Here is a 14,592-nt window from a genome sequence, read left to right on the forward strand (position 1 = left end):
AGGCCATCCCCTGCCCCGGGCGAGGCAAAGTAAACAGGCCGCTAAAGATTAACACTGCCCCGCAGGGCGCAACAGGAACATATGAGCCCTTTTTGTTCAGACCTGTCGATCTGCTGGATGGTGCACGCCATCGCGCGTCGGCACCTCCCCCAGCTCGAACGGGTTCACTTCCTCAGATGTCAATCAAACAGGGTATCGCGCCGCCCCTGCAGCAAGTGCTCATGGAGGGTGCGCAACTGGGAGGCCACCACCCGATGGCAGGAGAGCGGGGGCAAGTCGTCGATGGGGAAGTACCCCGCCCCTTTGGTTTCATCGGTTTCGCCCAGCAGCTGGCCGCCGGTCACCTCGCACAGAAAGAAAGCCTTGTGCGCGTGAGGCAGCTGGGGCGGATGAGGATGTTTTAGCTTGTCGAACAGGGCCAGCAGTTGCACCGCACGGCACTCAAGGCCGGTCTCCTCCACCACTTCACGCACCACGGCATCCGCCGGCGAGTCGCCGATATCGCACCAGCCACCGGGCAGAGTCCAGCAGTCGTCGCTGCGCTCCTGTACCAGCAGGATATGGCCCGCATCGTTCTGAATGAAGGCCCGTACATCCAGCTTGGGGGTGGGATAACCGTTATCGAGGGCAATCCAGTCGCTGATGGCTTCCGGCGCCAGCTCGCTCTGGCTGGCAATAAGGGCCACTGTAGCCGCTCGCAGCGCCTCGAAACGGCCGATATCGAAGGGATCTTTGGAGTAGGTGAGGCCCGCTTGCGCCGTGGCCAGTACCTGTTCCAGAAAGGCGGCCAACGGCGGTTGCATGATTAAAGTCCGAGGAAACGGATGATCTGGGCGGGGTAGCGCTCGAACGCGACAAAGGCGTGGTTGCCGCCGCACTCCAGCGAGAGGCGGGCAAAGCGGTATTCATCCAGCGCCTTGCGATAGTCGAGCACCTCATCCCCCTGCTGTTGCAGGATCCAGAGTCGCTCCGGCGCCGCCACCGGTACCGCCAGTGCCCGCAGCTCATCCATATGTTCAGGCAGCAGTTCGTACTGCTCACCCGTATAGGGATTGGTCTGGGGGCCGAGGTAGTCGCAAAGCAGCTCATGCGGGCGCACCGCCGGATTGATCAGTGCAGCGCGGCAGCCGTACTGCTCGCTCACCCGGGTCGCCATAAAGCCGCCGAGGGAGCTGCCCACGGCGCCGAGCTTGTATTCACTACCATAACGACCCTGCAGATCGGCAATGGTCTGCTCGATAGCCGCCCAAGCCGCCGCTGGCGTATTGGGCTGGGCCGGAATGATCACCTCGATGTCGGGCCGGTTGGCGGCCACCCAGGCAGCCATCTGCTGCGCCTTGGCGGAGCCCGGTGAGGAGTTGAAACCGTGCAGATAAAGGAGAACCGATTTCATGAAATGCTCTCCTCAATAACCGGTGGCGTTGGGGTCGGGCACAAACTGCCCCACCGGCAGGCGCCACACCTCGCTGGCCACCCGCCCATCCGGATAGAGGGTGAGATAGCGCCAGCCCGGGCCGGACTCGTCCAGCGCGAAGCCGTCGGATAGCGGTTTGAACTGGATGCAAGTCGATGGGCTGGCAATCAGCCGCACCCCGCGGTGCACCTCGTCAAACTCCTGATGAACGTGGCCGAACAGGATGGTCTTCTGCTGCGGATGACGGGCCAGCACGGCGAACAGGTCGTCGGCATTCTTGAGATTGTGCTGATCCAGCCAGGCGCAGCCCACCGGCACCGCCTGATGGTGCAGGGTGATAAGGGCGTGGCGATCAGGATATTGGCGCAGGGCGCGGTCGAGGGCGGCCAGCTGGTGATCGCCAATCATGCCGTGGGGTTTGCCGCGCACCTGGGTGTCGAGCAGGATCACCTGCCAGTGCTCGCCCACCAGCTGCTTGGATTCACTGATCCCGGCGGCATGGAGATATTCGGTCATCAGCGGGCTGTCATCGTGATTGCCCGGCAGCCAGTAGATGGGGCGGCCCAGGGGCGCCATCATGGAGGCGAAACGCTGATAGGATTCCGGGCTGTGATCCTGCGACAGATCGCCGGTCGCCAGAATCACCTCGTAGGGGTGTTCATTGGCCTGCACCTGTTCCAGCACGGCGGCCAGACTCTCTGCGGTGCGCACAGCCAACAGCCGCCCTTCGGCACTCGCGAAGAGGTGGGTGTCGGTAATTTGCAACAGGCGCACACTGCCGTCCTGCGCCTGGGGGAGCTCTGTTTCCAAAATCACGCTTCTTTTTATTTGTTCAACTGGAGATATTGATCGGGCTGGTCCCATGTCTGAGACAAAATTTTAGCCATTCGGCCAGAAACAGATTTACCTGCTCCTTTTCGTCCCGCTGGTGCATCTTTTTATTGGGATAATCATAACGTGGTTGCAAACGGGAAATCTGTTGCGCTGCACACACTTCCGCCATCCGCACATCATGATACAAACGAATCTCTATCTGAGCTTGTAAATATTCGGGCAATTCGGGGTTGTGCTGGCTCAGGATCACCTGATTGGTGAAGCGACTCTCGCCAATGATGGTGAGCTGGAACTGCAGATCGTTGCCGACCCGATAGCGGCGCTCGGCCCCGACCTCTCCATCTGGCGGCAGCAGCTTCATCAATGCCATGTAGTTGACCTCGCAGGTACGCTGCAAGGACATCAGATCAGGCACATAGCGCCTGCTCTGTTGCAGGGTCAGCGCCACCTCAGCGATCCGCCAGCCAGCGGGCGCGCAGCTCGCCATGGTTGAGGGCCAACCACTGCAGGGCAATGACCGAGGCCGCATTGTCGATGCGTCCCTCTTTGAGCCAGGCGTAGGCCTGTTCGCGGCTCACCACGTGCACCCGGATATCCTCACCTTCATCAGCCAGACCGTGCAGCCCCTCGGCCTTGCTGGCATCCACCTCGCCCACAAAGACCTCGATCCGCTCGGTGCTGCCGCCCGGACTCACCAGATAGCTGATGGCATGCTCGCAGCGGGCCACCTCGATCCCGGCCTCTTCCACCGCTTCGCGGCGCACCACCGCCTCGGCAGTCTCCCCTTCGTCGATAATGCCGGCCACCAGCTCCAGCAGCCAGGGGGTCGGGCTGGTCTCCATGGCGCCGATGCGGAACTGCTCCACCAGCACTATCTGGTCGCGCACCGGATCATAGGGCAGCAGCGCGGCAGCATGGCCCCGCTCGAACAGCTCGCGCACGATGGGCTGGTTCCAGCCGCCCGCAAATAACCGATGCTGCAGACGATAGACATTCACCTTGAAGAAGCCGTTATATCCAGCTGATTTTTCAATGATTTTCACATCATCGGCGGCGTAATGCCGATCTTGCGGCAAGGGTTGCTGCGACATCCGGGGCTCCCGTCAGCTTGACTTGTATCAGTTTGACCATAAAATCCGAGGAACATGAATGAACGTTCATTCACTCGGCGCATCATGGCAATGAGGGGTGGATTTTAGCAGCCACAGACCATTTGGCTAGGCGCGCGGGGAGAAAACTGCGTCCGGTTCTTGACGTTCCCGTCACCGGACCTGAGACTCTTAGCATTAAATTTTGCTTATAGTAGAGTGATTAAGCTGCAATCAAGCTTGGTCGGTGACAATATTTGCCTCTCCAGCAACCAGTTTGGGTTACTACATAAGGTTAAAACGATCTATGAAAAGAACACTTTTGTCAGTCATGGTGTTGCTGGGCGTCAGTGCCGGTGCCCATGCCGAAAACCTGCTCGACATCTACCAGCAAGCCCAGATCAAAGACCCGCAGTTGCTGCAGTCCAAAGCCGTTCGCGACCAGGCCTTCGAGAAGATCAACGAATCCCGTGCCCCTCTGCTGCCCCAGATCGATCTGGGTGCCGGGCTCAATTATCTGCAAAACAAGAACGATACCCAGAGCAATACCAACGCCAAGGGTGAAGTGACGCTGTCGCAATCCCTCTATCGTCGCAGTAACTGGGTCAATCTGGATATCAGCGAGAAGCAGGCCACCCAGTCAGATGTCGCCTACAACCTCGAGATCCAGAACCTGATGGTGCGCACCGCCAAAGCCTACTTTGATGTGCTCAAGGCGATGGATACCCTGGAGTTCGTCCGTGCCAACAAGGTTGCCGTAGAGCGTCAGCTGGAGCAGACCCAGCAGCGTTTCGAAGTGGGCCTGACCGCCATCACCGACGTCCATGAAGCCGAAGCCTCCCGCGACCAGGCGCTGGCTGACGAGATCAATGCCGAAAACTCGCTGGACAACAGCTACGAGACCCTGCGCGAGCTGACCGGTATCGATCACCGCAATCTGGACATCCTCAACACCGATCGTTTCAGCCCGCAGAAGACCGCCTTCGGCTCCGACAAGTGGCTGGAGCTGGCGCTGGACAAAAACCTGCAACTGCACAGTGCCCGCATCAGCAAGGACATTGCCAAGGAACAGATCGATCTCGCCAAAACCGGCCATGAGCCGACGCTGGATCTGGGTGCCGGACTGCAAACCAGCAATACCGATTACAAGCTGGATAGCATGCCGGGCGGCAATGACAATCAGGCCAATATCGGTCTGACCTTCAAGCTGCCCATCTACAGCGGTGGCGCTACCAGCTCCAAGGTGAAGCAGGCTCAATACAACTACGTAGCGGCCAGCGAACTGCTTGAGAAGAACTTCCGCTCGGTGCAGAGCACAGTGCGCTCCTCCTACAACAACGTGAACGCAAGCATCGGCTCGGTACGTGCCTACAGCCAGTCTGTGGTCTCCGCCGACAGCGCCCTGAAGGCGACCGAAGCCGGTTACGAAGTGGGTACCCGTACCATCGTCGACGTGCTGGACTCCACTCGCAAGCTGTACGAGGCCAAGCAGAAGCTCTCCGAAGCCCGTTACAACTACATTCTCAATATCCTGAGCCTGAAACAGGCTGCCGGTATTCTGGAAGCGCAGGATCTGGTGGAAGTGAACCAGGGTCTGATGCCTGCCACGGCAAAAGCCAAGGGCTGATAGCCGCTATCGGACATGAAAAAGGCGACCGCAAGGTCGCCTTTTTGTTATCCGTATTTCTTCCGGCTTGCTACCGCCGATAGTGAGCCCCGCCAGATTGCGGGGCCAGCAGAACGTTAGCCGCGCTCGCGGATCGTCTTGATGATGTCGGTGGTGGAGCAACCATCCTCGAAGTTGAGAACGCGGACCTCACCGCCATTGGCGGTCACCTCGGCGTAACCGGCGATATCTTCCGGCTTGTAGTCACCGCCCTTGACCAGCAGATCCGGCAGGATCTCGGCGATCAGACGCTGCGGGGTATCTTCACCAAATGGCACAACCCAATCCACCGCGCCCAGCGCAGCCAGCACCGCCATGCGGCGCTCGGTCGGGTTGACCGGACGACCCGGCCCTTTCAGACGGCGAACCGACTCGTCGGTGTTGACCGCCACGATCAGGCGATCCCCCAGCTTGCCCGCGTTGGCCAGATAGGAGACGTGGCCGGCGTGCAGGATGTCGAAGCAACCGTTGGTCATCACCACCTTCTCGCCGCGCAGACGGGCGGCACGAACCGCCACTTTCAGCTGGGCTTCGGACATGACGCCGAAGCCTGTCTCCTGCTCGGTGTAGAGGGCGTTGGCCAGCTCGACCGGGCTGACGGTAGAGGTACCCAGCTTGCCGACCACGATACCGGCAGCGGTATTGGCCAGCGCACAGGCTTCGTCCAGACTCTTGCCTGCCGCCAGCGAGGTAGCCAGGGTCGAGATGACGGTATCACCGGCACCGGTCACATCGTAAACCTCGTGGGCCTGAGCCGGCAGATGCAACTCCGGCTGACCTTCGCGGATCAGGGTCATGCCGTTCTCGGAACGGGTGACCAGCAGGGCATCCAGCTCGAAGCGCTTGACCAGATCCAGCCCCTTGGCGACCAGCTCCTCTTCGCTCTTCACCTTGCCCACCACGGCCTCGAATTCGGACATGTTGGGGGTCAGCAGGGTGGCACCGCGGTACTTCTCGAAGTCGGTACCCTTGGGGTCGACCAGCACCGGAATACCGGCGGCACGGGCTCTCTGGATCATGCCGGGCACGTCGTTGAGAGCACCCTTGCCGTAGTCGGAGAGGATCATCACGTCGCTATTCGGCAGCGCCTGCTCGACCTTGCTCATCAGCAGGGTGGCATCGACGGAGTGGAAGGGCTCTTCAAAGTCCAGACGCAGCAGCTGCTGGTTGCGTGACAGCACCCGCAGCTTGGTGATAGTCGGGAAGTCGGCCAGACGAACGAAATCACAGGCCACCTTGACACCAGCCATCTGACCTGCCAGCGCATCGGCCGCTTCATCCTGACCGGTCAGGCCAAGCAGCACGGCATGAGCGCCAAGGGCGGCGGAGTTGAGGGCCACGTTGGCCGCGCCACCGGGACGCTCCTCAATGTGTTCAACCTTGACCACGGGCACCGGCGCCTCGGGGGAGATCCGACCGGTGGGGCCATGCCAGTAACGGTCCAACATGACATCGCCAACGACCAGAACGCGGGCTTTTTCAAAATCGGGCAGGGTGATCTTCATCTGTATCGACTCTCAAAACCTGAAAAATCAGCGGGCGATTTTATCACACTCTTTTATCCGGTGTAGAAAAAGCCGACCGCAGTTGCCGCCGCTGTCACGCTAACCGGACGCAGGCTACCCCTCTGACCAGCACACAGCCATTCGCCCCCGCCCCCCCTTTTCGGCTAGAATCCCCCGATTGTGTTTGCGAACAAGAGATTAGCCATGGCCCATGACAACGCTCCCCGCCTGGAGCCCCGCCTGTTTCATCCCCGTTACTGGGCCAGCTGGTTCGGCCTAGGCCTGCTCTGGCTGCTGACCCTGCTGCCGTGGCGTAGCCAGATGTGGCTGGGCCGTCAGCTCGGTCGTCTCGCCGCCAGGATATTGAAGTCCCGGGTCAAGATTGCCCGTCGCAATCTGGAACTGGCGATGCCCGAGCTGACCCGGGATGAGCGGGAGAAACTGCTCAAGGCAAACTTCGAGAGCGTGGGCTGCGCCGTGTTCGAGGTGGGGATCGCCTGGTTCTGGCCAGACTGGCGGATGCGCAACCTGATGAAGGTGGAAGGGGAAGAGCACGTCATCGCCGCCATGGAAAAAGGCCAGGGCATGCTGCTGCTCTCCTGCCACTTCCTGACGCTTGAACTCAACGCCCGCTGTTTCGGTCTGGTTCGCCCCGGCGTGGGGGTCTATCGCCCCAACACCAATCCGGTGCTGGAGTATGCCCAGTACCACGGTCGCTGCGCCTCCAACAAATATCTGGTAGACCGGATGGATGTGAAGGGGATGATCAAGGCGCTGCGCAACGGTGACGCCCTCTGGTACGCGCCGGATCACGACTACGGCAGCCACGCCAGCGTGTTCGTGCCCTACTTCGCGGTAGAGCAGGCCGCCACCATCACCGGCACCGCCACCCTGGCGCGGGTGAAGAACACCGTCACCCTGCCCTGCTACAACATCCGCACCAGCGAGGGTTACACCCTACATATCGGGGCGCCGCTCGCCGACTACCCGAGCGGGGATGACATGGTCGATGCCGCCCGCGCCAACCGAGAGATTGAAGCCGCCGTGCGCAAGGCGCCGGAGCAGTACATGTGGCTCCATCGCCGCTTCAAGACCCGCCCCTCCCCCGAGGATGCCGGCTTCTACTAAGCCGCAGCCCCGACTGGGGCCAGATCGCAAAAACCGACAAACCGCCTGCTGGCGGTTTGTTTTTATCTGCTATCAGCCCTGCGCGGCAAGCAAGCGCCCCGAACATCTGCCGCTCGATAACATCCTGCATGTTGGCGCCCATTCCCATCAGCCAGCAGCAAAAGAGACCTCATCGCCGACCGTAAAAACTGAAAGCGGGTTACAAATTTATTGATTCATTGGTAAGCAATGGAGTGTTTCTATAGATCCATCGTCACTACCCGCTGATGAGTGACTGAGTGATTTGTCCCATTCGAATACAAAAATTGAATTTGTGACATGAATCACCTTTACGCAAGGGAGTCACCAAGAAACTTTAGTGACTTGAGTCACATAAAATGACCATGCAAAACAGAAAAGATCGAAATGTAGCCGAATTACAGCATGTGAATGTGACGCAGGTCACTGGTTATGGAGGGGGTACCGCTGGGTATCCGAGAGCTGGATCACAAGATACCCCGTTTTCAGCCTAATTTGATATCAAGCTGGTAGATTGAAGTTGCTTAGACGACCGGGATGGAGGTTCGGCAAAACCGGCCATCCCGACTACCACTTTTAATCAAACAGGCTTAAAACGGGGTCCCGACATGTTATCACCGGATACCAAAGTCAAGATACAGAATTTTGGACGCTTCCTGTCCAATATGGTCATGCCCAACATAGGCGCCTTTATCGCCTGGGGCTTTATCACCGCCCTCTTCATCCCCACCGGCTGGCTGCCCAATGAAACCTTGGCCAAGCTGGTCGGTCCCATGATCACCTACCTGCTGCCGCTGCTGATTGGCTACACCGGCGGCAAACTGATGGGCGGCGAGCGCGGCGGCGTGGTCGGCGCCATCACCACCATGGGTGTCATCGTGGGGACCGACATCCCCATGTTCATGGGCGCCATGATGGTCGGCCCGCTCGGTGGCTGGGCCATCAAGCGCTTCGACAAGGCGATGGACGGTCGCGTCAAGAGCGGCTTCGAGATGCTGGTCAACAACTTCTCCGCCGGGCTTATCGGCATGCTGCTGGCGATCCTCGCCTTCTTCGTGATTGGCCCCTTCGTCAAGGTGCTCTCCGGCCTGCTGGCCGGTGGTGTCGGCTTCCTGGTGGATAACCACATGCTGCCGCTCACCTCCATCTTCGTCGAACCGGCCAAGATCCTGTTCCTCAACAACGCCATCAACCACGGCATCTTCTCGCCGCTGGGGATCCAGCAGGCGACCGAGCACGGCAGCTCCATCTTCTTCCTGATTGAAGCGAACCCGGGCCCGGGTATGGGCGTGCTGCTGGCCTACATGGTGTTCGGCCGTGGTGCGGCCAAGCAGTCCGCGGCTGGCGCCTCCATCATTCACTTCTTCGGCGGCATCCACGAGATCTACTTCCCGTATGTGCTGATGAACCCGCGCCTCATTCTGGCGGTGATCGCCGGTGGCATGACCGGGGTCTTTACCCTGACCCTGTTCAACGCCGGTCTGGTCTCCCCCGCCTCACCGGGCTCCATCTTCGCCGTGCTGTTGATGACGCCGAAAGCCTCCCTGATCGGGGTCGCCCTCTCCATCATCAGCGCAACTCTGGTCTCTTTCCTGGTCGCCGCCGTGTTCGTTCGCGCCCAGCAGCCGGAAGCTGACGAGGCCGATGCCCTCGATGAAGCCACTCGCAAGATGAAAGCCATGAAGGGCGGCAAGCCCGAAACCGCAGCGGCCAAGAAGCCGGGCGGCGAACTGATGGCGGTACGCAATATTGTGGTCGCCTGCGATGCGGGCATGGGCTCCAGCGCCATGGGCGCCGGCATGCTGCGCAAGCGGGTGCAGGCCGCCGGGCTCGATATCAGCGTCACCAACCGCGCCATCGATCAGCTCGACGATCAGGTGGATTGGGTCATCACCCACAAGGATTTGACCGAGCGGGCCCGTCGCCATGCGCCGAACGCTCACCATATCTCGCTCACCAACTTCCTCGACAACGGCCTCTATCAGGAGCTGGTACAGAGCCTGAGCCGCGCTGCCAACGATGACGTTGCCAACCCGCAGCTGCTGGTGGCGGCCAACGACGACAGCTACGAGCCACAGGCCGCCGAAGTCTTTACCCTGAGCCGTCATGACGTGCATCTGGGACTGAAAGCGGACAACAAGGAGGCCGCCATCCTGACCGCTGGCCGACTGCTGGCAGAGCGCGGCTACGTGGCGCCCGACTACGTCAACGCCATGCTGGAGCGGGAACAGCTGGTCTCCACCTACCTCGGCGAATCCATCGCCGTGCCGCACGGCACCATCGCCGCCAAGGAGTTTGTGAAGCGTACCGGCATCGTCATCTGCCAGTACCCGGCCGGGGTCGCCTTTGGCGAGGCTGCCGATGAGGTAGCGCGGCTGGTGATCGGCATCGCCGCCCGCAACGACGAACACATGCAGGTGATAACCCGCCTGACCAATGCACTGGATGAACCCGGTCTCATCGACCGGCTGGCCAGCACCACGGATCCCCAGGCCTTCCTGGATCTGCTGGGTGCCGAACGGGCTGCGTAATCATCTTTCATCGTCTTTGGTTCAAGAGGTTAATATCATGAAAACATTGCATTTTGGTGCTGGTAACATCGGTCGCGGCTTTATCGGCAAAGTGCTGGCGGATGCCAGCCATCAGGTCACCTTCGCCGACGTCAACGACACCCTGATCGACCAGCTCAACCACCGTCAGGAGTACAAAGTCCATGTGGTGGGGGCGGATCAGAAGCTGGATGTGGTGCGTAACGTGGCGGCGGTGAGCTCCGCCGGTCACGAGGTGATCGCCCGTATCATCACCGCCGATCTGGTCACCACGGCAGTGGGCCCCAACATTCTGGACAAGATTGCCAGCACCCTGGCCAAGGGGCTGCAGGCCCGCTTCGATGCCGGCAACTTGACTCCGCTCAACGTCATCGCCTGCGAAAACATGGTGCGCGGCACCAGCCACCTCAAGCGGGAGGTACTCAAGTACCTGCCGGTCGCGTATCATGCCACGCTCGAATCCTGTATCGGCTTCGTCGACTCGGCGGTGGATCGCATCGTGCCGCCCGCCGCGGCTGCCAACGATGACCCGCTGGAAGTGACTGTAGAGAGCTTCAGCGAGTGGATCGTCGACCAGACCCAATTCAAGGGAGAGCTGCCACAGGTGGCGGGCATGGAACCCACCGACAACCTGATGGCCTTCGTCGAGCGCAAGCTGTTCACCCTCAACACCGGCCACATCGTCACCGCCTACCTCGGCAAGCTGCGGGGCTACCACACAGTGCGCGAGGCGATCGAAGATCCGGTGATCCGCAGCAAGGTGCGCCGCGCCATGGAGGAGAGCGGTGCCGTGCTGGTGAAACGCTACGGCTTCGACCCGCGCCTGCACGCCGCCTACATCGAGAAGATCCTGGCCCGCTTCGCCAACCCCTATCTGGTGGACGAGATTGACCGGGTCGGTCGTCAGCCACTGCGCAAGCTGGCGGCGGGAGATCGACTGGTGAAGCCGCTGCTCGGCACCATGGAGTACGGCCTGCCCAACGAGCAGTTGCAGGAGGGGATCGCCGCGGCGCTCCACTATCGCAATGCCGATGACCCGCAGGCGGTGGAGCTACAAGCCCTGCTGGCGGAGCTGGGCCCGGCCAAAGCGTTGGCCCGCGTCACCGGACTGGATGAAGAGAGCGAGGTGGTTCGCGCCATCGTCGCCCGTTACGAAACCCTGTAATGACCCTGCTTGCGGCGCATTCAGCCACCACTGATAGCGCGCCAAGCGCTTGAATGGCAAGGGAATGTGCCCCATATGATAGAAACCGGGAGAGAGGCCCACTCTCTCCCTGTCAGCTGGACCCTATGCACCTATGACCACACACCAGGAAGATGAAGTACTGGAACGACTGAACGAGCAGGATGGCCCCCGCGGCTTCTTTCTCGAAGCCGTGACCATCCTGGAAGAGGCGGTCGACTCCCTGATGCGACGCGCGTTCCGTCAGGAGGAGTATGCCGTCAAATACGCCATCGAACCCCTGCTCAACCAGAGCGGCCCCCTCGGCCAGCTGGAGGTGCGCCTCAAGCTCATCTTCGCCCTCGGCCTCATCTCACTCGAGCGCTATCAGGATATCGAAGCCTATATCAAGATCCGCGACTTTCTGGTGCGCGACCCCAAGGATTACCGCTTCAGCGACAAGCCGATCCGCGATCTGCTCGACCGCCTGCACGGGGTCAATCAGGGCGGCATGATGAAGCTGGAACCTCCTGCCAGCGAAGAGGATTGGGCCTTCTACCAGATGCAGCTCAACCGGCTCGATCAGATGGTGCGCTCCGCACTGGTACTGGCGCTGGCCGACTGTGTCGGCGAGCTCCACAAGGAGAGCCCCATCTAATCCGGCCCCAAGGCCACCCCATCACCACGGTTGGCGTCTGGCTGGCGCCCTGCACACCACCGCCAGCCACCATGACGCCGACTGTCGCACATCTCCCCATCCCGGCCATGATGCTCGCTCCTTCGGGTGTCAATCTGACCAACTTAGCCACTACACTAGCTCCATACTCACTGCCTGAATCGAGGTCTGCATGATTGCCCTCTCTCTGGCCGGGATCGCCCTGGTCTCCGTACTGGCCCAATGGCTCGCCTGGTCGCTGCGGGTGCCCGCCATCTTGTTTCTGCTGCTCACCGGCCTGACTCTGGGCCCGGTCAGCGGCCTGCTCGACCCCGATGCCCTGCTCGGGGATCTGCTGTTTCCGCTGGTCTCCCTGTCGGTAGCCATCATCCTGTTCGAGGGGGCGCTGACCCTTCATCTGGCCGAGCTCAAGGGGATCGGCAAGGTGGTGCGCAATCTCTGCTCCACCGGCATGCTGGTCAGCTTCGCCGTCATCGGCAGCGCCGGTTACTTCCTGCTGGGGCTGGACTGGCGGGTCGCCACCATGCTCGGCGCTGTGCTGGTGGTAACGGGCCCGACGGTGATCGCCCCCATGCTCAACGTGATCCGCCCCACCCGGGAGGTGGACCGCATCCTGCGCTGGGAGGGGATCGTCATCGACCCTATCGGCGCCCTGTTTGCGGTGCTGGTGTTCGAGGCGGTCCGCCTCGGCAGTCAGGGAGATCTCATCAGCCATACCCTGCTGGCGCTGGGCAAGACAGTGCTGGTCGGTTCCCTGATCGGGGTGGCGGCAGGCTGGCTCACCACCCTGCTCATTCGCAAGGACTGGCTACCGGTCAGCCTGCACAAATTCGGCGTGCTGGCGCTGGTGCTGGTCACCTTCAGCCTCTCCAACTGGCTCAGCCACGAGTCCGGCCTGCTGGCGGTGACCGTGTTCGGCATCTGGCTCGCCAATCAGGAGGGGCTGGATCTTGAGGAGGTGCTGGCATTCAAAGAAGACCTCGCTGTCATCCTTATCTCCAGCCTTTTTATCCTGCTGGCGGCCCGCCTCGATCTGGCACAGCTCTGGCAACTCGGCCCCATGGTGCTGGCGCTGCTCTGCGTAGTGCAATTCGTGGCGCGTCCGCTCTGTATTCTGGTCTCGACCTGGGGCTCGGATCTCTCCTGGCGGGCTCGCGCCCTGCTAAGCTGGATTGCACCGCGCGGCATCGTTGCGGCGGCGGTCAGTGCCTCGTTTGCCATCAGCCTGCATCAGGCCGAGATCCCCGATGCCGACAAGCTGGTGCCGCTGGTATTTGCGGTGATCATCTCCACCGTGGTGTTGCAGAGCCTCACCTCGGCACCGCTGGCCAGCCTGCTCAAGATGCGCCAGAGCGCCCCCAACACCTGGCTCATCATAGGGGCCAACTCGGTGGCGCGGGCCATTGGCAAGGCGCTGGCGGATCAGGGGGTGCCGGTGCAACTCTGCGATCCCGCCTGGGAGTTCTGCAAACAGGCGCGGATGAGCAACCTGCCCTGCTACTTCGGCAACCCCCAGTCAGAACATGCCGAGCTGCACCTGCCGCTCACCAGCATCAGTACCGTGCTGGCGCTCTCCCCCAACCGCCACAACAACGCCCTCGGGGTACTGCACTTTGCCCACCTCTACGGCGAGGAGCAGGTCTATTCCCTGCGATCCAGCGAGCAGCACGGCAAGGCCAACCGGGAGAGCGCAACCTTTCGAGCTCGCCAGAACCTGTTCGGTCCCGACATCAACTATGCCAGGCTGAGCGGCCTGCTGAGCCGGGGTGGCCAGATCAAGGCGACCCGCCTGAGCGAGGCGTTCGACTGGGCCCAGTATCAGACCGCCAATCCCGGCGCCATCCCGCTCTTCATCATGGATGGCAAGGGCAAGCCCCAGATCGTTACCGGCCCCGTCACCCCGCAGGCGGGTGAGCTGCTGATCGCCCTGCAGCCGCCCAGAGAGCAGGGCGCCGAATGAACGAAGCCAACAACAATCCGCTGATCGCCCCTCTGCTGGTGCTGCTGCAACAGGCGGCGGGCAGCTACAAGGTGCATGAACTGATGGCGGCTCTGCGCCAGCAGGCGGCGCTCCCCCGGCTGGCCGACGACGAGCAGCTGCAGCTGTTTCGGGTCAACTTCCTGATCATGAACGCCCTCTACCAGTTGCAGGCCGAGCTTTGGCAAGAAGGATGGTGGCTGGTGATCAGCACTCTGGATATCCGGCTCGAACCGCTGGCCGAGAACCTACAAACCAACCACGGCTTTGCCCTTGGCGAAAATCTGCGTAGCTACTATCTAGACTGGCAGGTGTTCTGGCAGACCGATCGTGCCGAAGTTGAGGCCCTGCTCAACCGCTTCTGGCGCGCTTATGACGGTGAGGGGCACAAAGCCGAGGCGCTGGCCCTGTTCGAGTTGAATGAAGGGGCGAGTCAGGAGGCAATCCGCCGCCGCTGGCGGGAGCTGGCATTGCAGCACCATCCGGATCGGGGCGGCAATGCCGAGACCTTTATCCGCATCCGCTGGGCATGGGAGGTCCTGCGGGGATGATCCCGTTGCCGCATATAAAGGGC

13 protein-coding genes are annotated in these 14,592 nt (G+C 61.3%); 7 read left to right on the forward strand and 6 right to left on the reverse strand.

Features of this window, described 5'->3' with window-relative positions:
* Positions 1-179: 179 nt before the first annotated feature.
* The 5 genes from AB5Y99_RS01825 to nudF are packed head-to-tail and all read right to left on the reverse strand — an operon-like array spanning position 180 to position 3,339.
* On the reverse strand, positions 180-803 hold the full coding sequence (locus tag AB5Y99_RS01825; RefSeq protein WP_236318104.1) for an NUDIX hydrolase: 624 nt from the start codon (positions 801-803) through the stop codon (positions 180-182).
* A 2-nt stretch (positions 804-805) separates the two neighbouring features.
* The gene (locus tag AB5Y99_RS01830) at positions 806-1,393 is read right to left on the reverse strand and encodes a YqiA/YcfP family alpha/beta fold hydrolase (RefSeq protein WP_368208523.1); all 588 of its coding nucleotides are present in this window, start codon (positions 1,391-1,393) and stop codon (positions 806-808) included.
* Between the two features lie 12 nt (positions 1,394-1,405).
* On the reverse strand, positions 1,406-2,224 hold the full coding sequence (gene cpdA, locus AB5Y99_RS01835) for a 3',5'-cyclic-AMP phosphodiesterase (protein ID WP_069526926.1): 819 nt from the start codon (positions 2,222-2,224) through the stop codon (positions 1,406-1,408).
* 22 nt (positions 2,225-2,246) lie between these two features.
* Positions 2,247-2,696 (reverse strand): DUF1249 domain-containing protein, encoded by a 450-nt coding sequence (locus tag AB5Y99_RS01840; RefSeq protein ID WP_005335899.1) that lies wholly within the window; start codon positions 2,694-2,696, stop codon positions 2,247-2,249.
* 1 nt (position 2,697) lies between these two features.
* Positions 2,698-3,339 carry an ADP-ribose diphosphatase gene (nudF, locus tag AB5Y99_RS01845; RefSeq protein WP_005335901.1) on the reverse strand — a complete coding sequence of 214 codons (642 nt, stop codon included), beginning with the start codon at positions 3,337-3,339 and terminating at the stop codon, positions 2,698-2,700.
* A gap of 304 nt (positions 3,340-3,643) precedes the next feature.
* Here nudF and tolC point away from each other — a divergent pair, with 304 nt between their 5' ends.
* Positions 3,644-4,963 (forward strand): outer membrane channel protein TolC, encoded by a 1,320-nt coding sequence (tolC, locus tag AB5Y99_RS01850; protein ID WP_201933590.1) that lies wholly within the window; start codon positions 3,644-3,646, stop codon positions 4,961-4,963.
* Positions 4,964-5,079: 116 nt separating this feature from the next.
* Here tolC and hldE read toward each other — a convergent pair whose 3' ends face one another.
* Positions 5,080-6,507 (reverse strand): bifunctional D-glycero-beta-D-manno-heptose-7-phosphate kinase/D-glycero-beta-D-manno-heptose 1-phosphate adenylyltransferase HldE, encoded by a 1,428-nt coding sequence (gene hldE / locus AB5Y99_RS01855; protein WP_005335903.1) that lies wholly within the window; start codon positions 6,505-6,507, stop codon positions 5,080-5,082.
* A gap of 204 nt (positions 6,508-6,711) precedes the next feature.
* Between hldE and lpxL the strand changes: the two genes are divergently transcribed.
* The 6 genes from lpxL to AB5Y99_RS01885 all read left to right on the forward strand — a co-directional run bounded on the left by lpxL (position 6,712) and on the right by AB5Y99_RS01885 (position 14,569).
* Entirely contained in the window at positions 6,712-7,635 is a 924-nt protein-coding gene (gene lpxL, locus AB5Y99_RS01860) for an LpxL/LpxP family Kdo(2)-lipid IV(A) lauroyl/palmitoleoyl acyltransferase (protein ID WP_021231687.1), read from the forward strand.
* A 626-nt stretch (positions 7,636-8,261) separates the two neighbouring features.
* Complete coding sequence (locus AB5Y99_RS01865; RefSeq protein WP_368208524.1) at positions 8,262-10,184, forward strand: PTS mannitol transporter subunit IICBA; 1,923 nt, start codon at positions 8,262-8,264, stop codon at positions 10,182-10,184.
* 37 nt (positions 10,185-10,221) lie between these two features.
* Complete coding sequence (locus tag AB5Y99_RS01870) at positions 10,222-11,367, forward strand: mannitol-1-phosphate 5-dehydrogenase (protein ID WP_368208526.1); 1,146 nt, start codon at positions 10,222-10,224, stop codon at positions 11,365-11,367.
* 133 nt (positions 11,368-11,500) lie between these two features.
* A complete protein-coding gene (locus AB5Y99_RS01875; protein WP_005335907.1) occupies positions 11,501-12,022 on the forward strand; it encodes an MltR family transcriptional regulator in 522 nt (173 codons plus the stop codon).
* A 190-nt stretch (positions 12,023-12,212) separates the two neighbouring features.
* Positions 12,213-14,000 carry a sodium:proton antiporter gene (locus AB5Y99_RS01880; RefSeq protein WP_110303612.1) on the forward strand — a complete coding sequence of 596 codons (1,788 nt, stop codon included), beginning with the start codon at positions 12,213-12,215 and terminating at the stop codon, positions 13,998-14,000.
* Positions 13,997-14,569, forward strand: coding sequence for a DNA-J related domain-containing protein (locus AB5Y99_RS01885; protein ID WP_368208528.1), 573 nt, complete (start codon positions 13,997-13,999; stop codon positions 14,567-14,569). Before AB5Y99_RS01880 ends, AB5Y99_RS01885 begins: the two co-directional genes overlap by 4 nt.
* Positions 14,570-14,592 lie beyond the last annotated feature (23 nt).

The organism is Aeromonas sp. R4-2, assembly GCF_040908295.1.
Lineage (GTDB): Bacteria > Pseudomonadota > Gammaproteobacteria > Enterobacterales > Aeromonadaceae > Aeromonas > Aeromonas veronii.